A 25,067-nucleotide genomic window follows, 5' to 3' on the forward strand; every position below is an offset into this window, starting at 1 on the left:
TCAGTTAAAAAAGTTAACGAGTTAACGAGTTAATAAGTTAATAAGGCGACCAATGAACCCATTAACCAGTTAACTAGTTAACGAGTTAACAAATCAACCAATAAACCACTCAAACGATAATGTCCCCGCTCGCTTCCCTCAATAAATATTTCTGGAAATACAAATGGCATTTTTTACTGGGAATGATCTTTATTATTTTGTCCAATTATTTCAGGATACTTACGCCGCAGGTGACCAAGTATGTGTTGAATACCGTGGAGGTGAGCCTGCAGAAAAAAAGCATTGCCGCGGATTCGCATATAAAAACCCATTATGATCCGTTAGTCAGAATATTTATCAACCAGTTTACTAAAAGAGACAGCACCTTTAAAACCAGGATCCTGTATTGCGGAATTATGTTGCTGGTGCTGGCGCTCATCAGCGGGTTTTTTATGTTCCTTATGCGGCAGACCATTATAGTAATGAGCAGGCATATCGAATATGCGCAGAAGAACGAGATCTTTAATCATTACCAGCAGCTGGATACGAATTTCTACAAAACGCATAATACGGGCGACCTCATGAATCGTATATCCGAAGACGTTAGCAGGGTGCGGATGTACACGGGCCCTGCCCTTATGTATTTGATTAACCTGGCTGCCACCATTGGCTTTTCCGTTACCTACATGTATAATGAAAATAAAGAGCTGACGTTTTATGTGCTGTCGCCGTTACCTATACTGGCCGTTACCATTTATTATGTAAATACTATTATCAACCGCAAGAGCGATAAGATACAATCTTTACTGAGCGACCTTACTACCAATGCACAGGAATCTTATTCAGGCATAAGGGTGATCAAATCGTTTGTACAGGAGAAGGCCATGCTGGGCTTTTTTGAAAAGAACAGTGAACTCTACCGCCGCAACGCGATATCACTCGCCAAAACAGAAGCCATCTATTTTCCTTCGATGGGTTTAATTATCGGCATCAGTACATTGCTTACTATATTAACCGGCGGGTTGTATGTGATCAATGGCAGCATTAACATTGGTGTTATCGGCGAATTTATCATGTATATTCTCATGCTTACTTTCCCGGTTATGGCGATAGGATGGACGGCGAGTATGATACAAAGAGCGGCGACCTCACAGCGACGCATAAACGAATTTTTACACACAACCCCAACAGTTGCCAATGCACCGGCTCCCGTTACAACCACACTGAAGGGGAACATTACTTTTGACAAGGTTGATTTCGTGTATCCCCACACGGGCATACATGCTATAAAAAATTTCAGCCTGGTTATTAATAAGGGTGAAAAGGTGGCGATTATAGGAAAAACCGGGTCGGGCAAATCTACCATTGCGCAGTTGATGCTGCGGATGTATGATCCCCCAAAAGGAAACATTACGTATGATGGAATTGATATAAAGCAGCTGGACTTAACGAGCCTGCGGTCCCAGATAAGCTATGTGCCACAGGATGTATTTTTGTTCAGCGATACGGTGGAAAATAACATCGGGTTTGCCCTGGAAAAGACAACACCCGAACGCATTTATAAAGCGGCGGCCAATGCCGCGGTGGCACGGGAGATAGAAGGCTTTCCTCACAAGTATACTACCATGATAGGAGAAAGAGGGGTAACCTTAAGTGGTGGCCAGAAGCAACGGATCTCGATTGCCAGGGCTTTGCTGAAGGAGCATGAAATCGTTTTATTTGATGATTGCCTGAGTGCCGTAGATGCAAAAACGGAAAATGAAATTATTGGCAACCTGTATAATTACCTTCATTCAAAAACGGCAGTTATTATTACTCATCGCATTTTTTCGCTTTTTAATTTCGATAAAATAATTGTGTTGCAGGACGGGGCGATAGCCGAGGAAGGCACCCACCGCGAGTTGCTGGAAAGGGCAGGCCTCTACGCTGAAATGTATTACAACCAGCAGCAACAGGAAAAGAATGCGGTGTTATAAACCAGGTATATGATTTTTATTAAATTCGGTCTGTCGGTGTAAATCCGGCCATATATTTTGCCAATTGAAAAACAATTTTATCTTTGCTTCCTAGCAAAATCAATTCATCCAACAACAAAAATTAAATAACAGTGCCGAACGAAAACAACGACAAGAAAGTAGAAAGTGTTTACAGTCAAAGAATCAGGGCCGGTAAAAGAAGGACTTATTTTTTTGATATCAGGGAAACAAGGGGCAACGATTATTATTTAACTATTACAGAAAGCAGGAAAAGATTTAACGAAGATGGATATGACAGGCATAAGATTTTCCTGTATAAGGAAGATTTTAATAAATTTTTGAAGGGGATGACCGAAGCAATTGATTTTGTTAAGACCGACCTGATGCCCGATTTTGATTTTGATGCTTTCAGTCACGAAAACCACGAAGGTTATGAAGGCAATTTTTCTGAAGGAACCAAACCCGAAGAAAATAAACAACCGGCCGCTGAAAACAAGCCGGACAATATTCCTGCAGATATTCCTGCAACTCCTGCGACAGAACCACAGTCACAGCAAGCTTCTTCACCGTCCTCCCAAACTAACGAGGAAGTAGACAAGTGGTGATAGAGAAATATTGTATGGTTCCGGGCTTTTTTAAATTTCCTTATTCTTTATTCAGAAGATGATGGTGTTGCCATTGCTGTAAGGAGCAGGCTGTTAAAAGCGGGGTGGCTTTTAATGGGCATTAGTAACCCCCTTTGAAGATGACCATGCAGAAGTCATTTGACCTTTACAATCAAAGGGAAGGCCTATACATGATCTATGTCAAATTATAGTTTACTTTCTGTAATAGAAGATTATCTTGCTAAAATCTTCGGCGTTAAACGGGTCAAAGGAGTATGACCGTATTCTGCAATAATATTTTCAAATTCCAGTGCTTTTTTCTTATCATCTGAATAAGGATTGAAGACATTAATAGTGTTTTCGTATATACTTGATGGAGAATACCATATAATACCTTTTACTTCTTTATAAATTTCTGGATAATTAGTGAAAAGGAATGATTCAAATTTTTCAATATTGTCTATCATCTTCAATTTTTTTTAGCTCATCAAGATAACTCATCAAGATTAATCTAACCAAGTCTTTCGATGAAAAACAGAAGCGCAGGCTTTTTCATTATCCTTTTTCAAAGGTTAGCTGTGTAGCGCCTATTTAACATAATATAAATTATAAGCAAAAAAACCATATATGAAATGAAAATGAGATCGGTTGGCTAAAGGTCATATAACGGTAAAGTATTGTAAATATTACGCTTTTAATAGGTAAAGAACTTTCTTCTTGTCATACATTCGCACACTTAAAATCCTATCATTTTAAAAAATAAAAAATGGCTAAAATTCTGGATTACGTTGTAATCACAAGTTCCAAGGGAGTTGAAAATCTTGAGTCTCTTATTAAAGATAATATCCGGTTAGGCTGGCAGCCATTTGGTGGTGTTGCAATTCAAAATGCAATTCCAGATGCGTCAGATCCATCGGCGGTGAAACCCGCAACATTTGCCCAGGCAATGGTTTTATACGATAATTATTAAGCGGTTAACGGGCTGCCTGTTGTAGCGAAAGTTTCTACAAACGCATTGATGGTTGCATCGAATTTATCCTGTTCGCCAAACAGGAATTTATGGCGCATGGGCAATACATAGACCGGAAGATCCTTTAATTCATTTTCGTATTTCGCAAGCCTTACACCATCTTTTTCGGTGGTGAGCATTATTTTATTGGCAGATTCAATTTTTGAAAACTGCTTTTTTATTTCTGCAAGATCATCTACCGTAAATATATGGTGGTCGCGGAATACAATCATTTCATAGGTATCAGTATAATTGGTAAGTGTTTCTTTCAAGGGCCTGGGATTAGCAATACCGCACACCAATAACACATGGCAATCCGGTGCAATGAACCTGTTCTCTTTAGTAAAAAGATGGTACGGGCTTGCATATTCTATTTTAGTAAAGAATACCTGTTGCCCGGGTAAGGGATGTATTTCTTCAATAATGCTTTGCCTTTCCTCTTCATTCAAGTGCGATTTGCATTTGGTTACTACAATTACATGGGCTCTTTTAGCGCTGCTCTTTACGTCTCTTAAATTGCCGGCCGGTAAAATAAAATCTCTTGTATAAAGGTCCCCGTATTCGGTAAGTAAAATATTTAGCCCCGCCCGTACCTCCCTGTGTTGGAAAGCATCATCAAGAATAATAACTTCCGTGGCCGGCTTCGCATGCAGCAATTGGGGAATACCTACTACTCTTTCTTCGGCTACGGCTACCGTTATACCGGGGAATTTCTTGTGAAGCTGCATGGGTTCATCACCAATGTCTACCGCTGTAGTAGTATCATCGGCAATAGCAAAGCCTTTTGTTTTTCGTTTATAGCCCCGGCTTAAGGTTGCTACATTATATTTATTTGTCAGTAACCTTATGAGATATTCTGCCATCGGCGTTTTGCCGGTGCCGCCCACCGCAAGGTTTCCGACACAAATTAAGGGGAAATTAAAAGTTGCAGAACGCAGGATGTTTTTATCAAATAGTTTATTCCGAAACCAGATAACAAAGCCCCACAGAATTGAAAAAGGAAATAATATATACCGGAAGCTTTTAAGCATGGGCGATAAAATTATAAAATAACTTCCTACTATAAGTTTTTATAATTTAAAGTCTCCACTTCGATGCTTCGACAAGCTCAGCATGACAACTCTTTTAAATTTGCAAAGTTGGACAAAGATTAAGCTCATATTTGAAGCGTTCGTTAAAGATCGCAGAGAAATTCAAAAATATTAAACACCATCCTGTTCCTGTCCCTCCTTACAAAGTTTCTGTCACCCTGGGCCTGTCGAATGGCAACTTGCAGATTGGCTTTTATGTTATTATAAAATAACTTCCTACTATAGTTTTACAATTTAAACTCTTTACTTCAATGCTTCGACAAGCTCAGCATGGCAAATTCGTTAGAGTGCGCAGGAGAACGTAAAAAATATTAAGCATGTCGCTCATTACAAAGTTTCTGTCACGTTGAGCACGACAAGCTGAGTACGACAAGCTCGGCATGATAAACTTTTTAAAGTTCGCAGAGAACTTAAGAAAAATCATACACCCGCTCCGGCGTTACGCAATAATTTAAAGAGATATCAAATGGATTCGTGTCGTCTATTGCGTCCACAGGTTCAAAAAAGCTCAACCCTATTTTAATAATATCTTCCCGGCATTGCGATAAAAATTTATCGTAATAACCTTTACCATAGCCAACCCTGTAACCCTCCTGGTCAAAGGCGAGTAAAGGCACCAGCACCAAATCAATTTCATCCGGCTCGGTAATTTCGCCTGAAAATGGTTCTGCAATTCCAAATGCATTATGCACCAGTTCCACTTCTTCATCAAAACGCAAATGGTGCATATCGCCGGTGGCTATATTAATTTTTGGCACCAATATTTTTAGCCCGGGGTTTTTAAATTGCAGATACCTTGTAATGGCGGATGTATCCGCCTCTCCCAGTTTTTCAGAAGCGATATAGGTATGTATGCATGAAAGAAACGGTAGTTGAATTTGTTGAAAATTAATAAGGATAAGGTCATTAAATTTTTCAATGTCCTGCGGAGAAAGCTGGCTTCTTTTTTCTTTATAAATTTTTCTAATGGTGGCTTTCGTCATAACAATTTTTGAAGACTTTCTTTCATTTTCTCCGCTTCTGCTTTAATGGTTTCTTTGGTAATTTCATTTAAATGCGGTACGGATGCAATCAGCGGGTATCCGCTCCAGTTAGCAATTTCGTTTTCGTAATTTAAATATTGTTCATTAAATATCCATCCTGCCACGTCTATCTTTTCTTTTTTTAAAACCGCAGCTGTAAGTAAAGAATGATTAATACTTCCTAATTCATTTTTACTTACAATGATAACTTTTGCTTTTAATTTTTTTAGCAGGTCACGGATGAATTCTCTTTTATTTAATGGTACCATCAGTCCTCCTGCTCCTTCAATAATTAATGTATTTTTTGTTTTGGGCAAATGACGAACGATATCTTTTAAAACAATTTTTACATCCTCTGCCTTTGCCGCAAGATGCGGCGACGCAGGCATTTTAAGTTTATAAATTTCAGGGTGGATTTTTGTTGTATTATTTGATATCATTTGTTCAATCCATAATGAATCAGTTCCTCCTGCAAAGCCTGCCTGAACCGGCTTCCAGTAGTCTGCCTGTAAAGCTTCCGTAACAATAGCCGCTACCAGTGTTTTGCCAACATCTGTGCCTGTTCCTGTTATAAATATGGGTTTCATTTATGAGTTTATAAATATTGAAAATATAGTTGTTCCGTAATTTCTTGATGATTTGAACATGGGATATTTTTCGTAATTATTGGCGGGTGTATGTTCGAGAATAAACCATCCGTTAGGTTTAAGTAACTTCTTTTCCCTGATAATTACCGGCAGGTCATCAATGTTTTTTAATGCATATGGCGGCCCTGCAAAAATAAGATCATAAGTATCTGTAGTGGTTTCTAAAAACCGGAATACATCCATTTTTATAACACGGCAATTTTCAATTGCCAAACCAGCAATGGATTGTTGAATAAACGCATGCATTTTAGGGTCCTTCTCTATAATAGTGAGATCAGTAGCTCCTCTTGAAGCAAGCTCATAACTGATGCTGCCGGTTCCGCCAAAAATATCCAGGGTTTTTATGCCTTCTATAGACATATTATTTTCTATGATGTTGAACAATCCTTCTTTGGCAACATCTGTTGTGGGCCGCGTATGCGGCATCTTAGAAGGTGGATTTATTTTTCGGCCTCCATATTTTCCTGTAATTATTCGCATGAATCAATTGCAAAAATATGGCTAAAATAATGAGCAGGCTGTTGGGTAATCTCTTCGGCATAATTGCTACCGGCAGGTAGCGAAGCAAAGTCAACCGTTTCAAAATATTTATAAATTTCTTTGTATAATGCCGAGTCTTTATCAATAAGGCCGGTCACTTCAACCGGAATATTTTCAACATTAAATTGCTTACAGGTATTTAATAAAATATAAGATACGTCTTCCGCAGCCTGGTAACAGAAGCTGTTTACCAATTCCGTTTGCCCTTGTTTGTCGAGCTTTACTACAATTCGCTGCGGGTAAAATATAACGCTTAACTTATCTTCGTTCAACCGGGGCTGCTTCAATAAAACCGAATATTGATGCATGTTTACGGCGCCGGGAAAAGTTGATTGGAATGCATGATGCACCGGTGCAGCTACCCGGTATGCATTATAAACGCCGCTTTCAGTAATTAAATCGGTAAGAATGGAAGTATGGATTTGGATATCCCCGTGAACCAGGTTGATAACATTTTCATTTTCCAGCGAGCTATACAAAGCAAAAGGTATCAACACACTTTCTGAATAAGAATATACCACGCATACTTTCTTAAAGTTTCCTGATAACATCGGTTGCGCCTTGATTGCTTCCTGCACCACATTACCATAATCGTTGCGGTCTGTTCCCTTTTCAAATTGATACACGGCCAGCCCAACATACTTGTTTTGTTCTTCATTTTTTATGGTATACGAAAAACTTTCATTGCTTATTTCACAAACAAGGATGCAATTTGCTGCGTCTACGCTTCCGGGTAATATTTCAAATAATGCTTTCATTGTTTTTTACTGCGCAATAATAGAATAATTTTTTGAGTCTTCTTTAGTGTAATTGAACCCGGTGATTTTCATTTGTAAAAAAAGACGAAAATTATTGAAATCAATAAATTAATATATAGGTTTACGAACTTTATGTCCGCTTCAATTGATACAAATTTACAGGTTTCGGTAACTAACCGGCAGATATTGCAAATTGCTTTGCCTATTTCTGCTTCGCTCATTATTCCCAATGTAAATTTTATTACCAATAATATCTTTTTAGGAGGGCTTGGTATTAAAGAACTCGGCAACGCGGGCATTACCGGCGTATATTATCTTGTGTTGATGGTGGGCGGCAATGGCCTTGGAAATGCCCTGCAGGCCATCATTTCAAGAAAGGGTGGAGAGGGAAAGCCGGAAGACATTCATAAGGTGTTTGCACAAGGTATTAGGATTACTTTATGGTTTGCCTTAGGCGGCATGTTGTTTACGTGGTTTGTTGCCCCGTTCATTTTACAATATTTTATTACGCCGGATAATTTTATACAGGAGATGGATTTTCTGCGGATAAGAGTATGGGGGTTGCCTTTCTTGTTTTTATTCCAGGCGGGTAATGCATTTTTGGTGGGCACGTTAAACAGTCGCTTTTTACTGGTAGGTACCATCGGCCAGGCAGTTATTAATATCTTTTTTGATTATACGCTTATTTATGGTGCATTTTCTTTTCCCCAACTGGGTTTCAATGGAGCTGCCTTCGCTTCCGTTATTGCAGAGATTTCAGGGATGATCATCGTCTACGTCGTCATCTTCAGGATGGGATTAAAAAAAGAATTTAATCTTTTTAAAAGTTTTAAATATGATAGAATTTATTCAAAGGCAGTATTGGAAATTTCTGCGCCGCTCGTATTACAATTTGTTTTAAGCACCGTTACATGGCTGGCATTTTTTATTTTGCTGGAGCAATATGGCGACAGGGCAAAAGCTGTGTCCAATGCTATGCGAACTATTTTTGGACTGATGGGTATTATGATCTGGGCGTTTGCCAGTACATCTAATACCATGGTGAGTAATCTTATCGGCCAGGGATTGGAAAATAAAGTTGTGAAAGCCGTTCAAAAGACGATGTTGTGGAGTGTAGGGACTACCCTGTGTATGCTCGCAGTGTTAAATATTTTTCCGTATCATTTTCTTGGATTGTTCCGGCAGGATGAATTGTTTGTTGCAGCAGCACTGCCGGTAATGCGTGTTGTGTCGATTGGGATGATTATGATGAGCATTGCGGCCATCTGGCTGAACGCAGTTACGGGAACCGGTAAAACAAAAATGAATCTTATAATAGAAATGGCGGCTATTGTATTTTATCTCGTGTACACGTTCACGATAGTAAAGAAATTCAGGCTCTCCCTGGCTGTTGTATGGAGCAATGAACTCGTTTACTGGGTGCTGATTTTTTTAATTTCTTTTTGGTTTATTAAAAAAGGGAATTGGCGAGTTCATGGGGAGGTGATTTGATCGTGAAGCGTGAATGGTGAAGCGTCAATGTGAATCGTGAAGCGTGAAGCGTGAATGATCAACTTTTCATTTGAGAATTAATAAGAGCAGTTAACATTTTAAAGCATCTTATCATTTGGATACCTAATTGCTCTAAATTAAAATTACCTAAATAGCTTAAATCGTTCGCAATATCAACTGCGGCATCTATTTCAATGATAGACCCCCTGGAAATTTCATAATATCTTTTTCTTTCAACTTCAGATTTCCTGGAGGAGCCTTCAGCAATATTTAAATGTACAGATAAAGCAGCCCTGCGAATTTGCGATATCATTCCAAATTTTTCATCCGCGGGAAGTTGTTTACTTAATTTATAGCATTCCAAAACGAACAATCTTGAAGCGGTGTATAAATCAAGCTTTTGATGATTTAAATTTAAAAACATTTTTTTTAACCTTTAAGTAAGATGAAATAAAGGTTATTAATAGAAAATAAAGATATTCACAATTCACGCTTCCCGCTTCACCATTCCCGTTTCCCCATTCACCATTGACGCTTCACCATTCACGATTCCCCATTGACAATTCACTATTGTTCATTAGCTTTGCCACCCAAAAAATAAGTAATGACTAATAGAACCTTCACGATGATTAAGCCTGATGCAACTGCGAAAGGTAATACAGGAGCCATTTTAAAAATGATCAATGAGGCAGGCTTTCGCATCGTTGCCATGAAAATGACACATCTTTCATCAGCAAAAGCCGGTGAATTTTATGCAGTACATAAAGAAAGACCCTTTTATGGAGAACTGGTTGAGTTTATGAGCCGCGGCCCTATAACGGCAGCCATACTCGAAAAAGAAAATGCGGTAGAAGAATTCAGGAAGTTAATTGGTGCTACCAACCCGGCCCAGGCTGCAGAAGGTACCATCAGGAAATTATATGCTGCGTCTATTGGCGAAAATGCTGTTCACGGAAGTGATAGCGATGAGAATGCACAAATTGAAGGTGATTTTTTCTTTAGCAAGCTGGAACAGTTTTAAGTAAATTATTTATTAACCAAAGGCTCTACGGTATATCCTTCTTTTTTTAAAAGAGCGATAAGCCCATTGTTGCCGCTGAGGTGCCCCGCTCCCACTGCTACAAATACGCTTTCGGTTTTCATAATTTCATTTAATTCTTTCACCCATTTTTTATTCCGGTCGTTGAGTAAAAGGTCTTCGTATTTTTCTGATCCGAACTCGCTGGTGCCTACCATAGATTGCATCGAATCCAATTCCTGGTTTTTGTACAACCGTATCATCTCATCAAATTCATTTTTATACACTGAAAAGCTGTCAATATTTTTCAGCAATTCTTTGGCCTGCCATTCATAAGGAATACTATCAAATACTGACGCCTGGAACAGTATTGTTTCCAGGCCTTTTATTTCTTTCTTATCTTCCTTAGCTATTTTTAATAACTCTTCTTCCACGCCCGCCGGAGATGGGCAGTTCATCATTTTAGGATAGATCAATGCCACTAAAAAATAGGGTTTTGCCTTTTGAAACATCATGAAGGGCGTGTTAAGGGTATCCGTAAAATATGCCTTTAGTTTTTGATACTCTTCCGGCGTATATAAATCCGATAATTTTTTTCCATCTTTCATGTTCATGTACAACATGCCGCCCAATAAAGTGGAAGGGTCATCCATATCAAGCTCCATATATATTTCATTACTTTCTTTAACCGCATCCTTTAGCTGCGTGCCGAAATGGATATCGTCCTTACACAATAAATGAAAAGTGCCGAACAGAAAAGATGGTTGCTTCAGCCCGTTGCCACTCACCTGCCACAGGAGCGTTTTATTATTGTTTTGTATGGAAAAAGAATGTTCCTGCTGGGCATGGCAACCTGCCATTCCAAAACATATTAACATAACCACAATAACAAATTTCATAAAACGTTATTTGCTGTAAAAATAAGCAATTCGGATTTTTATTTATTTTATCCTATATTTCATCTTTAAACCAACTAACTACTTATTATGAAACAACTGCTGATAGTTATTGTGTCATTAATAACTTCCCCCCTGCTGTTTGCACAAAAAGAATTACCCAAATTTGGCAATATCGATAAAGCTGATCTTTTGCTTAAAGAATGTGATTTCGATAAAGATGCCGCTGCGTATAAACTGATAGATTACGGCGACGTACGCTATGTAAGAGGAAAAGATCTTTTTAAGATAGAAACACAGCGAAGAATTCGTATAAAAATTTTAAAAGACAAAGGACTTGACCTTGCCAACATTAAAATAAAATTTTATAGTAAGCAGGGTTATGAAAATATATCCAATATTTCGGGAGTTACGTACAATATTGATAACTCAGGAAATGTAGTTACTACCAAACTTGATAAATCATCAATTTTTAAAAAGCCGGTAGATAAAAAATTTTCAGAAGTAGCTTTCACATTGCCCGATGTAAAAGTGGGAAGTGTTATTGAATATAAATATACAGATGATAAAGAATCCATCGAAAACCTTTCTGACTGGTATTTCCAAGATGATATTCCCACGAGATTGAGTATGTATAGAATTTTGGTGCCGTCTATTTTCAGGTTTGTTAATGAAGTTATGGCTTACCAAAAAGTAGAACAGTCCAGTGATAATGTAAACGAAAACATGGCTTTACCTAACGGAAGTATTTTTAACTATACTTCTGCTGAGCACACTTATATTGTACAAAACGTTCCTGCATTAACGGATGAGCCGTATATGGGTGCTGCAAAAGATTATTTACAGCGGGTTGTTTTCCAGTTGTCTCAAATAATTTATGCGGACGGCGAAGTAACAGAAGTTATGTCATCGTGGCCAAAGCTTACTAAAGATCTTCTCCAGGAAGAAGACTTCGGCCTGCAGCTGAAAAAAAATATTCCGCATACCGGAACGCTTGACGATAGTTTGAAGCTTTTAAAAACTGAACAGGAAAAAATTGTTTTCATTTATGATTATGTGCAGCGCAACATGAACTGGAATGGTTCCGAAAGTATCTATTCTTACGATGGCATACGTTCTGCATGGGATAAAAAATCGGGCAGCAACTGCGAAATTAATTTTGTTTTAATTGATCTTTTAAGAGATGCCGGCCTCAAGGCATACCCGTTGCTGGTAAGCACCAAAGATAATGGAAGCGTTAATACGTTATACCCGTTCCTCCAGCAATTTAATAATACGATGGCTTGCGTAGTTACAGAAAATAAAACCTACATTTTAAACGCGGCCGATAAATACAATCCCGCATACCTCATTCCTTACGATGTTGTAAATAACCAGGCCTTTATTGTAGATGCAGATAACGGCGGATGGATTACGTTAACGGATGATAAAGACAAGTACATGAACCTGGTTTCCATTTTTTCTGAAATTACTCCCGATGGATTAATGAAAGGGAATGCAACCATTTATAGTTCCGGGTACAGTAAAAATCCACGGGTAAAGAAATGGAAAGAGGACAGGTCTTCTTTCAACGATTATTTTCTAAAGTCATTTACCGGGGTAAAAGTTGATACACTTGAAGTGTACAATGAAGATGTGGACACCTTACCGCTCGAGCAAAAACTAAAGTTTTCATTGCCGGTAAATACTTCGGGTGACTATGAATATTTTCCCTTAAATCTTTTCCAGGGGCTGGAAAAAAATCCTTTTATAGCCGACCAAAGGCATACCGATATTGATTTTGGATACAAGCAAACGTACCAGGTTGTGGGTAAGATTTATATTCCCGACGGCTATCAATTTGATGCGCTTCCAAAAAATATAAAGATGATAATGCCCGATACGAGTATTGTTTTTACCCGGCTGATGCAGGCTGATAGCGCTAGCGTTGATCTTAGAATCAGGCTTGAGTTTAAAAAGCCGGTGTACGTTGCGGGAGATTACCCGTTGTTCCAGGAGTTTTATAAAAAACTATTCGCCACATTAAATGAACAGGTCGTTATTAAAAAGAAAAAAGCAACACCCTAATGAAAAAAATATTTATAGCTCTTACGACCAATATAATAGTCATTGCGGGCTTTTCGCAGGTGAATGTGCTGGATGCTTCGACTATTCCAGCCGCATTAAAAACGGATGCGCATAGTGTAAAACGGGAAGAAAAAATAGAGTTTGACGTGAAGGACGTTGATGCCGCAAGACTTAGCGTGCACCAGGTTTATACAGTATTGGACGCACAAGGCGAAGACCTGCTTTTGTTTCATGAATATTCAACAGCCTTTAGGAAACTTGATGACGCGGAAATAAAAGTATACGACGCCACCGGCAAATTCGTAAATAAATATAAGCTGAAAGAAATGCACGCGGAGGCCGTGGGTGAAGGTTTAGTGGAAGATGGAAAGGTTTATTACTTCAGGGTGGCAGCCCCATCTTATCCAATTACCGTTCAGTATGACTATGAAGTGAAATATAAGGGTACCTTAAATTATCCTGATTATAACATTGAAGAATCCGGGCAGTCGGTAGAAAGTTCAAGCTATACAGCCACCGTGCCTGCTGATCTTGATCTCAGGTTTAAGGCATGTAACACAAAACTAACGCCGGCCGTAAACGCAGTTGGAAAAAATAAAATTTATCGCTGGGAAGTTAAGGAACTGGCAAGTGTTCCATTAGAAGAAGGAACTGCAAATGATTACAGCGTTTACCCCCGGATATTAATGGCTCCTACTAAATTTTCAATGGATGGCAATGACGGCGATTTAACAAGCTGGAAGAGTTTTGGAAGCTGGTATTATAATCTCTGCAAGGATGTGGTGAACCTCCCCGAGGAAACCAGGAACAGGCTTAAAGAGATGGTAAAAAATGCCGCCACTGATAAAGAAAAAATCTATATCATTTATAAATACCTGCAGTCGAATTTCAGGTATGTAAGTATACAACTGGGCATTGGCGGTTATAAGCCCTTTGATGCAGCTTTTGTGAACGAGAAAAAATATGGTGATTGCAAGGCTTTGAGCAACTATGCAAAAGCCTGCCTGGAAGCAGTTGGAATCAATAGTTATTATGCGATTATAAATTGCGAATACGACAGCCCGCCTGTAGATCCGTCCTTTCCTCAAAATGACTTCAACCATGTAATACTTTGCGTGCCTTCGCAAAAAGATACCACCTGGCTGGAGTGTACCAGCAACACCAGTGATTTTGGAGTGCTGGGAAGTTTTACTGAAAACCGCAATGCCTTATTGATAACGCCTTCCGGTGGCGTATTAGTTTCAACGCCGCGCAGCAGGGCTTCTGAAAATATATTTACCTGTACTACAAAAGTGGCGCTCAAGGAAGATGCGTCAGGGGAAAGTGAAAGCGATATCAAAACGTCCGGCGAGTTCAAGCAGGAATTAATTCATTATGTAATGAATGAAAAAAAAGACGATCAGAAAAAATACCTGGTGAGTTATCTTGGTTTTATACAGCCTGATGATTTTGAATTTACCGAAGATGCTAAAAAAGATTCTGCGGAAACTGCTTTCAAATTTTATATCGAAAAAATTCCTGAGTTTACAGCCGGTACCAAGATGTTTCTTAATCCCCGTATTTATAAAATATGGCATGCAAAACTTCCTGCAGATGATAAGCGGCTGCATGATTATTATTTCGAGTACCCGTTTACGAAGGTTGATACCACGGTATACCAGTTGCCAGCAAATTATACGGTTGAAAATTTACCCAGACCCCGTGATGATAAATTTGAATATGGTTCGTTCAAAACAAATTATACATACGATGAAAAAGACAATACGGTAACTACAGTTGCTACGTTGTCCCTTTCAAAGAATGTAATTCCTGCCGATAAATATTTATCAACCCGCAAGTTTTTCAGTAATGTTATTGATGAATACACCGAGAAGATTATTATAAAAAGTAAATAGGTTACGGGTAATATGCGGGACTATTGAAATCAGGGAAGCTTTCAGTGCTCCTGTATTGAAATACTAACTCTCAATCGTAAACGCAGTTCACTACACTTCACACTGTAGAAATCCTTCTCTCAACTCAAATTCCATAGTTTACAAAACATCTGGCCCCGGTTCCGTACAACATGGGACTCCATCGGAGGCTCTTTACTGTCAACGCTTACTGAAAATCATATTTTTTGGAATTTACCGGGAAGGTTTTTGTAATATTACAAAAAATAGCACATGCAAAGCACTGGCTATTCTGGAACGCCACTCGCAAAAAAGTTAGGCATTAAAGAAGGATTTATAATGAGGCTGATATATGAACCTTCCAACTATTTTACACTATTTACTGACATGCCCCAAGATGTGAATTTTACAAACGATAAAAAAATTCTTAAAAATTGTATTCATTATTTTACTAAAGAATTAAAAGACCTGGATAAAGAGATGAGCGGGTTAAGAAATGAAATTTTGCCCGATGGCATGATTTGGATTTCATGGCCGAAGAAATCATCTAAATTAAAAACTAACATTACTGAAAACGACATCAGGAATATTGCATTAGCCAATGGACTTGTAGATATAAAAGTATGCGCAATTGATGAAACCTGGTCGGGGCTTAAGTTAGTGATCCCCTTAAAAGACAGGAAAAATAAATAATGCCCCTGTATGGCGCAATAATGAAGCGTTGAAATCCACGACGTTATAAAAAATGCTACCCGGCAATTTTATTAAGTATTAACTGCTTTTGCATCGACCGCGGAAAATTTCTCCCCGACCGCTAAATATTTTGCATCGACCGCACGTAATTTTTCTTCGACCGCACAACATTTTGCTTCAACCGCATGACATTTCTTTTCGACCGCAAGAGATGTTTGGCCAACCGCAAGGGATTTCGGTTTAACCGAAAGAGGTTTTGCTTCGACCGCGAAAGGTTTTGTTTTGACCGCACGAGGATTTATGCCGACTGGATGAACCAACATTCCGACCCCTCTCCCATTTATTTCATCATTTTTTCTTTTTGGCTCTTTCGTTTTGGCTTGTATATTTCCAGGCCGAAGAATTAATTATTCAGATGAATGTTACCACTCACTAATCACTTTCTTCCTTTTACTAAAACGCATGGAGTTAACTGCCGAGCCTAATAAACCGTCGAAGCCTATACGATATGTAAAGTTGGGTTTATAGCCGTTTTGAAATCCTGCAACTACATCGAATCTTAAAAACTTAAAGATATTTTCAAGGCCGGCAAAAGCTTCCGCGTATGTAACATCGGGGTTTATGTAAAGTGCATTGGTGCCATAAACTAAATTCCAGTTGAGCGTCTTCAAAACGGGAATTTTATTGGTAAGCAATCCATTCAGGTGATGCTCAAAATGTAATTCAGAATAAAAAGAAGAAGTATTACTAAATTGATAATACGATGCCAGCTGAAATGTTTGCACATACTCTTTGGCAATATGCGAAACGTTTCCATAAAAATGCTGGTAGTCCTGTACGTAAACGGATTTGTTGTTCAGGAATCCACCGACCACTAATTTGTATTTTATAACACCTGCCAGTTTTAAATTGGCATTATCTGAAATATCCAGCGACCATTTGTCATAATCAACATCGCTGCCCAGGATATTCTTAAATCCTTTCGTGTAATCTATGGTAAAGGTTGGATACCTGGACCCGATAGCAACTTTCGAATTGGGAAACTCAATATATTTTTGCCCGGGCTTAATACTAAATGCAGCGTGCAATAACACAGCCTGGTGTCGGGTGAATTGTGATGATAAAATTTCTACCGGGTAATTGGGCTTCAGCCTGTATTGATATTTATCGTTAAAAATATAACTGGTTGTATTATCAAGAGGCATCCGGTCTTCATATTCTCCTTCAATTAAAAACCTGGCGCCGCTTTCAAATAATTTAGAGAAGCCGGCTTTCCCGAAATAGTTTTCATATATTTTCATTTCATTGCGTCCATACAGTAACGTGCCTATGGTGTTGCCTAATCCATCCAATGTACTTTCTTTAAAAAACTGGCTCACCCGCTTTCCGCCGGCGATATAAAACGATTGCCTTTTTAATTTTTTATCATTATCAAAGTCTCTTGTTCTGAAATTGAGTCCTGCCCATGCATTGAAATGATGGTTATTAAATCCATAACGTATATCGCCTAGAAAACTTATTCGTGTGTTCCACTGTTTTACCAGTTTGGAAATAGTAAAGGACGGATTAATAGCAACACCTTCTACGGTATTATACTGCAACACTTTTAATAACGGATCAACTTCGTACCGGTAAGTGTTGGTTTTACTATAATGAGTTCTGTTTACGCCTGTCCAGAGTATTTCTGTAAACTTTACTTTGCCTTGTTTCTTTTTGAGTGAATCAATATTTTGGTAAGCCGAATCTTTTCTTATTTCATAGATACTGTCTTTAATGTTGTAATCCTTTATTTCCTCTGGCTCAAGCGGCACAGGCCTTATGCTATCCCAATAGGCTTTGGTTTTTTTATTTGCTGCGCTATCATATTTTATAACTACCCGGTTAAAAAAGTTCTTTGGGAAATTTGGTTCAAGATTATATTTTGAATACACGTTTACGAAATCGCCAACTGCGTCTATGCCTAACTGTTTGAAATTAAAGTGCAGTACCTGGTTTTTTACACGCCATACATCATTGCTTACGGGAACAAATATTTGCGAGATTTCCAGTGAATCCAGGACTTCGAGCTGTGATTCTTTTGTAAGCAGGAGATCGCAATTATAAATGCGCCAATCATCTTCAGCAATATTTATTATTCCTGAAAAAAGGGGCTCGTAAATTCTTTTGGGTATAACTTTTATCGTGTTAATTTGTTTTCCATCTTCAAAAAAACTGCCGAGCAGCCGGTAATAGTAATAGTTTAAAGCACCATCTGCAATGGGTGATATAAAGCCACGCGGATTTAGTTGTGCGTCAAAGATGTTTACATTGTTATTATAAAAACTAATGGTTACGGGGAAGTTAAATCCAAAGCCATTACTGCCGCTCTCGCGGCCGGAAATGACTTCCAGTTTGCTTTTACCGGGCTGTTGCTTCGATATTTTTGTAACGGATTCCGAAAGGTAGATAATTCCCTTTCCCGAAGAGTCGAGGGCCATATCGTTCCTGTCCTGTTGAGGAATTTTTTTACCTAAAACTTTTTCCGGAAGCTTTCTTAATTTCATGATGCCTTTTATATAAACTTCTGCCTGGTATGCTTTCACCTGCTTTTCATAGAAGGGACGTTTCTTTATAGCCTGCCTTATAATTTCGTACGCAGGGTCTTCGCCATCTCTGTTTATAACTATTGGTTTTAGGGTGAGCGTTTGAACGGTGAGATTAAAATTTACCACCATGTTTGTTGATGATACCGTCACACTTCTCTCCTGTGAAGCGTAGCCAATATAATGACACACTAACGTATAGCGGCCGGGTTGTAAAGTGAAACTGAAATACCCTTCGTTATTGGCAGTAACTCCTTGAGTAGTTCCTTTGATAAGGATAGAGGCAAACGGTAAAATGTTTCCCTTATCGTCAAATACTTTGCCTTCAATTTTTTGTGCCGATACAGAAACCAGGTGTAAGCAAAACAGTAGCAATAAAAAAAATTTCATAGAGTTAAATTACTTAAAGGAGAAGTAAGACGTAAATCAGGTTAATATTTTACTTACGGCTTTGAGCAAATCCCGAAGGGCGGATGTAACCCGCGGTGAGTGCTGCAAACCCGCCTACCAAGGCACCTATCAGGGCGGTGACTATTATTAGCAAGAACGGGTTATCTACTTTAAAAATTAACAGGGATACACGGTGAGCAAGAATATGATCATTGTTGGTACTGATCCAAAAGCTGAGACTCCCCCACAATAAAAACAATGCAATAAAGCCACTAATAAAAGATACTAACGGTGCCTGGGGAATAAGTGCAGCAACTAAAAATGCTACAACAGCAATGCTCCACCATGGAAAAAACAGGCAGGCGCAAAAGCTAAGTAAAGCAGTAAGTATTATGGAGACGATAAATTTCATACTTTATTTATTATAGAAATTAAAATGAATTACACGAATTGGATTATACATTCAAACCAGTTAACTTGTTAACTAATTAACCACTTAACCATTCTTAAAACTCATCGTCCATTTTATCCGGTCATCATTAACATCAGTTGCCTTCATTAACCAAAGGGTAAAATATTTCCCCTGTACCCATGCATCCACAAAATTGTCATAAAATTTGCTACCGGGGTTTCCGCTCTGCCCGCCCGGATACACACCATACGCCTGCGTTTGCGGCGTTAGGGATACAATCATTCTCCAACTGGGTCCATGTTGCTGGTTGGCAGCGTTAATGGTATTTGTTCCGCCGCCAATAGGCAAATGTAGCCGGCTCAACGCGTCAAGCCGTGCAAGATGTAATACCTTGGTATCTTTATATTTGCCCCATTCAAGTCGCCCATTACTGTCTGCTTCTTCAGCAACAGAAACAGCCTTCTTAAACGCTGCCGTTACATCATCGCCTAATGTTTCTATTTGTGGGGTATTGATATCGTCCAAGAATTTAAAGGAAGAATCTTTAAGGATATTGTTAAGTAAGGTGCTTTCGTAAGGCATCATCAGTTGAAGGTTTGTTTTCAAAAATTCATCATCCCAAACTTTATTTTCAAGACTATCCCAGGTAAGTACAAACAATGTAGCGCCTTTGGAATCTACATCGTTTCTTAAATTCCATGTTTTAAGAAATTCAAAATAATTTAGCTCATCATTACTAAGTTTTAAAACCTCCATATTATTTACCAGAACCGGCAGGGCCATTTCGCCAAAAACATTGTAGTTATCTGTTTGCAACTTCATCATATCTTCAGGAGTGATGTTATCCATTGCACTTAACCGTTTATTAATTTCCCAACTGCGATAAGGCGGATAACTACCTCCAAGATAATAGGGATAAGAAGTATCGGCTGGTAATTGATTAGCGCTGCTTACGTATCCTCTTTCAGGATTTACCAAATGAGGATTTTCATCCTGTGGTATCATCTCCTGCCAGAAATAGGAGCTATCGGTACCGGGCATTACAAAATCGCCCTGGCGTTTCCATTTTGCCGGAAACTCGCCCTGGTCCCATATTGCGATGTCCCCGCTTTTGCTGGCGAATAAACAATTTTGCCCGGGTGTGTGTAAATATTTAATTGCGTCGAGATAATCATTATAATTTTTTGCTTTGTCTAAAAGCGTAAACATTTTTAATTCATTGCTGGGGTCATGCGCCTTCCATCTTACGGCATAATACTTATGGTTGGTAGCTCTGCCGCCGCTATAACTTTTGTCGTACATAACGGGGCCAATGTTGGTATAAGCAACGGTATCTAAATAGTCAGGTTCACCTTTTACTTTTATTTTTTCGATGCGGAAAGAAGTTTGCTTCCATTCGTTATCAAACCAATATTCTTTGCGGGTACTGTCTTTAAATTTTATTTCGTAGTAATCTCTTACATCACGCATGGCATTGGTAAATCCAAAAGCGCAACTATCATTAAACCCAATAATAATAGCAGGCGCTCCCGGGAAAGTTGCCCCGTAAGCGTTGTAGGTTGGTGTTGAAATTTGCATTTCATACCAAAGCGAAGGTAGGTTTAATCCAAGATGCGGATCGTTACATAAAATGGGATACCCGCTTTTAGTCCTCGAACCACCTACTGCCCAGTTGTTGCTGCCATTATTAGGATCCGGCTTTTGTTCCTGTATGGTGGTTGAATCCTTTGCATCAAAATAAAGTGAATCAGCAGTAGAAGGAATTTTTAATTCTATTCCCGGCTTTGGAAACACCGTTCCTTTGGGCACTATCGGATCAAGCGAGTCCATAATTACCGGGTATATTTTATCAAAATCTGCTGAAGAAAAAACTGATTTGGCGTTGGTGTATTCGAAATCATTTTCGCTACCCGCTAAATCGAGGCTCATGTATTTCAGGAACAGCGCGGTTTTTAGATTGGTCCATTTTTCAGGATGATAGCCTAATAATTTATATTCTAGCGGAAGCGTACTTTCATTTAAAGATTCAATATACGCATTAACACCAGCAGTATAGTTATCACATTCGGCTAATGTTTCCGGGTCTTTTTCAACTTCCTTTAAAGAATTCTCTGCGGCAAATACCATACCCAGCCTACGTTTATCACGATCGAAATTAATTGCTTTCTTTCCAATCAATTCGCTGATGCGCCCTGCAGCGGCATGTGTTTGAAACTCCATTTGCCATAGACGAAATTTTGCATGAAGATAACCTTGTACAAAAAACGCGTCATTTTCATCTTCAGCAAAAACGTGTGGCACCAAACGGTTATCAAAATACACATTTACTTTTCCTTTCAGTTGTTTAAAAGAAAGATCAGCCGAGTAATTATAATCTGCAGGCTCTGCATTTTGCCATATCCCGCTTTGGGGGCTCAACAATTTACCTAATGGCGCAGGAACTAATAAAGTTGAATTTAGAATTATAATTAGTGCTGTAGTAATTACTCCAAAAGTGACGAAAGGAATTATACGCATAAATAAATTTAAAGATGTAAAATACTAAAAAGATAAAAGAGAACGCATTTCATTCAATTCATCTCTCTTACGATAATAAATTAATAAGATTTTCTGTTTCTTCCATTGTGTTAAATGCATGAAAAACTATCCGCAATCTTTCCTTTCCTTTTGGAACCGTAGGATATAAAATGGCTCTTACATCGAGTTTATTTTCCTGGAGAGAAATGGCAACCTTTTTTACCTCTTCGTTCCCCGGAATAATAACCACTTGTATGGGCGTGTCGCTGTTTAATGACGGATATTTTAGCCTTTCTTTTTTGAAAAAAGCAATTAAATTATTTAAATGATTTCTTTCATTATTTAACGATGGAAATATATTATAAGATGCGGCAATAGCCGCTGTTACCGAAGGTGGTAAAGATGTGCTATAAATAAACTGTCTCGAAAAATTGATAAGATAATTTTTTAATTGCACAGAACCCAATACAATTGCACCATGACAACCGCAGGCTTTTCCAAAGGTATGAATGCGTGCGAAACATTTTTGCTGAAGACGTAATTGCTGAACCAACCCCTCTCCTTTTTCTCCAATAATTCCCGTGGCATGCGCTTCATCAACAATTAAACCTGCATCATATTTTTCACAGAGTTCTGAAATTTCAATAAGCGGCGCCATATCGCCATCCATTGAAAATACAGATTCAGTAACTACAAAAATATTTTGATGAAGAGGGATAGACGCAGTTATTTTTTTCTCAAGATCATTAACATCATTATGTAAAAAAGAAAAAGATGAGGCAAAAGATAATCGTATTCCTTCTCTTATAGAAGCATGGCTTAACTGGTCGTAAATGATCACATCTCCTTTTTGCGGAACGCAACTCAATAGCCCGGTATTGGCATCAAAGCCGGAGTTAAAAATTACACCGGCAGGTGCATTATGAAAATTGGCAATTAAGTTTTCTGTTTCTTCAATAAGCTTATAGTTTCCGGAAAGCAGCCGCGAGCCCGAGCTGCCATGCGACAAATTAGTTTGAATTGATTGTTCGATCAAATTGTTTTTTACAATACCCAAATAATCATTGCTGCAAAAATCTGTTTTATCACTTGTAAAAATAAGGGAGCGATAAGCATTATTTTGTCTTCTCTCACTTAATTTTTCTTCCAGGAAATCTTCATTCATTTGGTAAAATTAGCTAATTGGTGAATCAGCTAATTAGCTAATTAAAGTATTTTTGAAAAATGGAAACTTTATCACAGGATACAAAAAATATTTTAGGTCTTCGATTGGTTACTGATCCGCGGTGGGTAGATCTTGCCGCTATTTCGCTGGAAGAAATTTTAACCGATCACGCATGGTGCGAACAGAAAGCAGCCAGCAGTTGTATATCGTTGATTCAAAAATATAATGATAAAGAAGAATTGGTAAATGAACTCTCGCCAATTGTAACAGAAGAATGGGGGCATTTTCGGCAGGTGATCGCAGAATTGCAAAAAAGAAATTTGAAATTGGGTAAGCAACGCAAAGATGAATATGTAAATAAACTGCTGGATTTTCAAAAAAAAGGTGGAAGTCCCGAAGAGAGATTATTAGATCAATTACTCACAATGGCTTTAATAGAAGCAAGGAGCTGTGAGCGTTTCAAGCGATTGAGTGAAGGTCTTGATGATAAATACCTGAAAAATTTTTACCGGAAATTTATGGAAAGCGAAGCAGGCCATTATACACTATTCATTAACCTGGCTGATGCTTACATTAATAAAGAAAAAGTAAGAAAGAGATGGAAAGAATGGATTGCTTATGAAACAAATGTTATGAAGGATATGGAGGTGAGAGGTGATAGAATACATTGATAAAAAACCTCACAGGTTTTCATAACCTGTGAGGTTTTTCTTTATTTTATTTTTTTAAATATCCTGCTCCAGCGTGGCCCCTTGTCATAACTGAACCAGATTAAGGAAGCTTTGCCCACAATATGGTCTTCAGGAACAAATCCCCAAAAACGGCTGTCCAGTGAGTTGTGCCTGTTATCTCCCATCATCCAGTAATAATTCATTTTAAAAGTATAACTGGTAGCGGGCTTGTCATTTATAAAATATTGCCCGTTCTTTTCTTCAAATTTATTGCCTTCATAAACGGCGATGCAGCGTTTATAACGGATAACGTTATCCGCAGTTAATTGTATAGTAGCGCCCTTTTTCGGAATCCATACGGGGCCATAATTATCCACCGTCCAGTTTTCAGTTCCTGCGCCTGCAAATGGAAATAAATAGGGGCTTTTATCACCAGGCCCTAGTACGGCAGGCTGAATATTTTTTACCATTGGTAAAAGTTTCAGGGAAGCCATTTCACCGTCGGTCATACTTATTTCATATAAATTATTTTCAAGCTGGTAAACCTGGTTTTTGTTAGGATCATCAGTATATTGAATGCCCATGTTGTTCAATTCATCCGGGTCAAGTGGCGCACTGGTGGTTACATCATACTTAAATTCATGAAATTCGGGTAACGGTTCGGCCACGTTATTAATATACACTACCCTGTTTTTTATTTGTAAACTATCGCCCGCAATACCAACACATCGTTTAATAAAGTTCTCTCGTTTATCCACAGGCCGTGTTATAATTTCATCTCCATATTGATCCCAAACTCTTTGCCTGGCTTCTGCTTCGGATATATGTTCTTCCAGCATTCTTCGCCTTATTTCCTGGTAATAGGTAACTCTTGAGCCAAAATTTATTTCATCATTAATTAGCGTATCATTTACCGGGAAATTAAAAACCACTACATCTTTACGATGGACGGGTCTTGCAAACCAGCGTGTATAAGGTATGTGAATCCACTCTACGTAAGATTTTGTATTAAGCCCCGGGATGGTATGATGCACAAAAGGCATCGCTATGGGCGTATTGGGAATACGGGGGCCATAACTGAATTTACTTACAAAAAGGAAATCATTTACGAGCAAAGTTTTTTCCATGGAAGGAGTTGGAATAGTATAGGCTTCAAATACGAAGGTGCGGATGATAGTTGCCGCAACTATAGCAAATGCCGCTGCGTCTATCCATTCCCGTATGGCGCCCTTTTTATAATTTTTTACCACGGGTATTCCGGCATATCTTTCTTTATCCGAAAAACCCAGGTATGGAAAATAAATAAAGGGAACCAACACTGTTGCCGCATGATGTAAAAAGCCAAATCTGCCAAAATGTTCAACGAATTTTATACAAATCCATATTGTTATAAACTGGCCGACAATTGGAATTAACTGCAGAAAAAACCAGATCCTTTTCAACTCCATTTTTTCTACCATACACCATGTATTGTAAAGTGGAATTAAGGCCTTCCAGGGAGCAATGCCGGCCTTTTTAAACATCCCGTATAAACCGATTAAAGCAGCAACAAACGTAAGAATAAATAAAAGTAAACCTATACTCATTTTAAATATTTTATAATGCGGACAAAAGTACCGTTTTAAAACTCTACTTAAAAAACCATG

The 25,067-nt window shown here is 38.4% G+C and carries 23 protein-coding genes; 9 read left to right on the forward strand and 14 right to left on the reverse strand.

Going from position 1 to position 25,067, the window contains the following annotated elements; genetic code table 11:
- Positions 1-119 precede the first annotated feature (119 nt).
- The gene (locus FW778_RS21635; protein ID WP_150416984.1) at positions 120-1,955 is read left to right on the forward strand and encodes an ABC transporter ATP-binding protein; all 1,836 of its coding nucleotides are present in this window, start codon (positions 120-122) and stop codon (positions 1,953-1,955) included.
- 131 nt (positions 1,956-2,086) lie between these two features.
- Entirely contained in the window at positions 2,087-2,560 is a 474-nt protein-coding gene (locus tag FW778_RS21640) for a DUF3276 family protein (RefSeq protein WP_150416985.1), read from the forward strand.
- Between the two features lie 233 nt (positions 2,561-2,793).
- On the opposite strand, the gene FW778_RS21645 is transcribed toward FW778_RS21640, so the two are convergent.
- The gene (locus FW778_RS21645; RefSeq protein WP_150416986.1) at positions 2,794-3,027 is read right to left on the reverse strand and encodes a hypothetical protein; all 234 of its coding nucleotides are present in this window, start codon (positions 3,025-3,027) and stop codon (positions 2,794-2,796) included.
- A 299-nt stretch (positions 3,028-3,326) separates the two neighbouring features.
- On the opposite strand from FW778_RS21645, the gene FW778_RS21650 reads away from it, so the two are divergent.
- Complete coding sequence (locus FW778_RS21650) at positions 3,327-3,530, forward strand: hypothetical protein (RefSeq protein WP_150416987.1); 204 nt, start codon at positions 3,327-3,329, stop codon at positions 3,528-3,530.
- Here FW778_RS21650 and lpxK read toward each other — a convergent pair.
- The 5 genes from lpxK to FW778_RS21675 form a co-directional block, all read right to left on the reverse strand.
- Complete coding sequence (gene lpxK / locus FW778_RS21655; protein ID WP_150416988.1) at positions 3,527-4,600, reverse strand: tetraacyldisaccharide 4'-kinase; 1,074 nt, start codon at positions 4,598-4,600, stop codon at positions 3,527-3,529. The two genes, FW778_RS21650 and lpxK, sit on opposite strands and share 4 nt — an antisense overlap.
- Before the next feature lie 470 nt (positions 4,601-5,070).
- Positions 5,071-5,643: a 5-formyltetrahydrofolate cyclo-ligase gene (locus tag FW778_RS21660; RefSeq protein WP_150416989.1), complete on the reverse strand. Its 573-nt coding sequence runs from the start codon at positions 5,641-5,643 to the stop codon at positions 5,071-5,073.
- Positions 5,640-6,269 (reverse strand): dethiobiotin synthase, encoded by a 630-nt coding sequence (gene bioD / locus FW778_RS21665; protein WP_150416990.1) that lies wholly within the window; start codon positions 6,267-6,269, stop codon positions 5,640-5,642. The genes FW778_RS21660 and bioD overlap by 4 nt, the downstream gene beginning before the upstream one ends.
- Positions 6,270-6,809 (reverse strand): RsmD family RNA methyltransferase, encoded by a 540-nt coding sequence (locus tag FW778_RS21670; RefSeq protein ID WP_150416991.1) that lies wholly within the window; start codon positions 6,807-6,809, stop codon positions 6,270-6,272.
- Positions 6,800-7,627, reverse strand: coding sequence for a DUF3822 family protein (locus FW778_RS21675; RefSeq protein WP_150416992.1), 828 nt, complete (start codon positions 7,625-7,627; stop codon positions 6,800-6,802). Before FW778_RS21675 ends, FW778_RS21670 begins: the two co-directional genes overlap by 10 nt.
- Before the next feature lie 132 nt (positions 7,628-7,759).
- Here FW778_RS21675 and FW778_RS21680 point away from each other — a divergent pair, with 132 nt between their 5' ends.
- Positions 7,760-9,118: an MATE family efflux transporter gene (locus FW778_RS21680; protein WP_150416993.1), complete on the forward strand. Its 1,359-nt coding sequence runs from the start codon at positions 7,760-7,762 to the stop codon at positions 9,116-9,118.
- Between the two features lie 58 nt (positions 9,119-9,176).
- On the opposite strand, the gene FW778_RS21685 is transcribed toward FW778_RS21680, so the two are convergent.
- Entirely contained in the window at positions 9,177-9,542 is a 366-nt protein-coding gene (locus FW778_RS21685) for a four helix bundle protein (protein ID WP_150416994.1), read from the reverse strand.
- Positions 9,543-9,722: 180 nt separating this feature from the next.
- Between FW778_RS21685 and FW778_RS21690 the strand changes: the two genes are divergently transcribed.
- Positions 9,723-10,139 carry a nucleoside-diphosphate kinase gene (locus FW778_RS21690; protein ID WP_150416995.1) on the forward strand — a complete coding sequence of 139 codons (417 nt, stop codon included), beginning with the start codon at positions 9,723-9,725 and terminating at the stop codon, positions 10,137-10,139.
- Positions 10,140-10,144: 5 nt separating this feature from the next.
- Here FW778_RS21690 and FW778_RS21695 read toward each other — a convergent pair whose 3' ends face one another.
- On the reverse strand, positions 10,145-11,035 hold the full coding sequence (locus FW778_RS21695) for a TraB/GumN family protein (protein ID WP_150416996.1): 891 nt from the start codon (positions 11,033-11,035) through the stop codon (positions 10,145-10,147).
- Positions 11,036-11,122: 87 nt separating this feature from the next.
- On the opposite strand from FW778_RS21695, the gene FW778_RS21700 reads away from it, so the two are divergent.
- The 3 genes from FW778_RS21700 (at position 11,123) to FW778_RS21710 (ending at position 15,684) form a co-directional block, all read left to right on the forward strand.
- A complete protein-coding gene (locus FW778_RS21700) occupies positions 11,123-13,099 on the forward strand; it encodes a DUF3857 domain-containing protein (RefSeq protein WP_150416997.1) in 1,977 nt (658 codons plus the stop codon).
- Positions 13,099-14,994 carry a DUF3857 domain-containing protein gene (locus FW778_RS21705; protein WP_150416998.1) on the forward strand — a complete coding sequence of 632 codons (1,896 nt, stop codon included), beginning with the start codon at positions 13,099-13,101 and terminating at the stop codon, positions 14,992-14,994. Before FW778_RS21700 ends, FW778_RS21705 begins: the two co-directional genes overlap by 1 nt.
- A gap of 270 nt (positions 14,995-15,264) precedes the next feature.
- Positions 15,265-15,684 carry a DUF3052 family protein gene (locus FW778_RS21710; protein ID WP_150416999.1) on the forward strand — a complete coding sequence of 140 codons (420 nt, stop codon included), beginning with the start codon at positions 15,265-15,267 and terminating at the stop codon, positions 15,682-15,684.
- A gap of 71 nt (positions 15,685-15,755) precedes the next feature.
- Here the strand turns inward: FW778_RS21710 and FW778_RS21715 are convergent, their stop codons facing one another.
- The 5 genes from FW778_RS21715 to FW778_RS21735 all read right to left on the reverse strand — a co-directional run bounded on the left by FW778_RS21715 (position 15,756) and on the right by FW778_RS21735 (position 22,750).
- A complete protein-coding gene (locus tag FW778_RS21715; protein ID WP_150417000.1) occupies positions 15,756-16,007 on the reverse strand; it encodes a hypothetical protein in 252 nt (83 codons plus the stop codon).
- A 99-nt stretch (positions 16,008-16,106) separates the two neighbouring features.
- Positions 16,107-18,656, reverse strand: a complete 2,550-nt coding sequence (locus FW778_RS21720) for a DUF5686 and carboxypeptidase regulatory-like domain-containing protein (RefSeq protein WP_150417001.1) — start codon at positions 18,654-18,656, stop codon at positions 16,107-16,109.
- A 49-nt stretch (positions 18,657-18,705) separates the two neighbouring features.
- Positions 18,706-19,068 carry a hypothetical protein gene (locus FW778_RS21725; RefSeq protein WP_150417002.1) on the reverse strand — a complete coding sequence of 121 codons (363 nt, stop codon included), beginning with the start codon at positions 19,066-19,068 and terminating at the stop codon, positions 18,706-18,708.
- Positions 19,069-19,152: 84 nt separating this feature from the next.
- A complete protein-coding gene (locus FW778_RS21730) occupies positions 19,153-21,585 on the reverse strand; it encodes a penicillin acylase family protein (RefSeq protein ID WP_150417003.1) in 2,433 nt (810 codons plus the stop codon).
- A 67-nt stretch (positions 21,586-21,652) separates the two neighbouring features.
- Positions 21,653-22,750, reverse strand: coding sequence for an aminotransferase class I/II-fold pyridoxal phosphate-dependent enzyme (locus FW778_RS21735; RefSeq protein WP_150417004.1), 1,098 nt, complete (start codon positions 22,748-22,750; stop codon positions 21,653-21,655).
- A 59-nt stretch (positions 22,751-22,809) separates the two neighbouring features.
- Between FW778_RS21735 and miaE the strand changes: the two genes are divergently transcribed.
- Positions 22,810-23,421, forward strand: coding sequence for a tRNA-(ms[2]io[6]A)-hydroxylase (miaE, locus tag FW778_RS21740; protein WP_150417005.1), 612 nt, complete (start codon positions 22,810-22,812; stop codon positions 23,419-23,421).
- Between the two features lie 41 nt (positions 23,422-23,462).
- Here the strand turns inward: miaE and FW778_RS21745 are convergent, their stop codons facing one another.
- Entirely contained in the window at positions 23,463-25,007 is a 1,545-nt protein-coding gene (locus FW778_RS21745) for a S26 family signal peptidase (RefSeq protein ID WP_150417006.1), read from the reverse strand.
- Positions 25,008-25,067 lie beyond the last annotated feature (60 nt).

Source organism: Ginsengibacter hankyongi (genome assembly GCF_008710285.1).
Taxonomy (GTDB): domain Bacteria; phylum Bacteroidota; class Bacteroidia; order Chitinophagales; family Chitinophagaceae; genus Ginsengibacter; species Ginsengibacter hankyongi.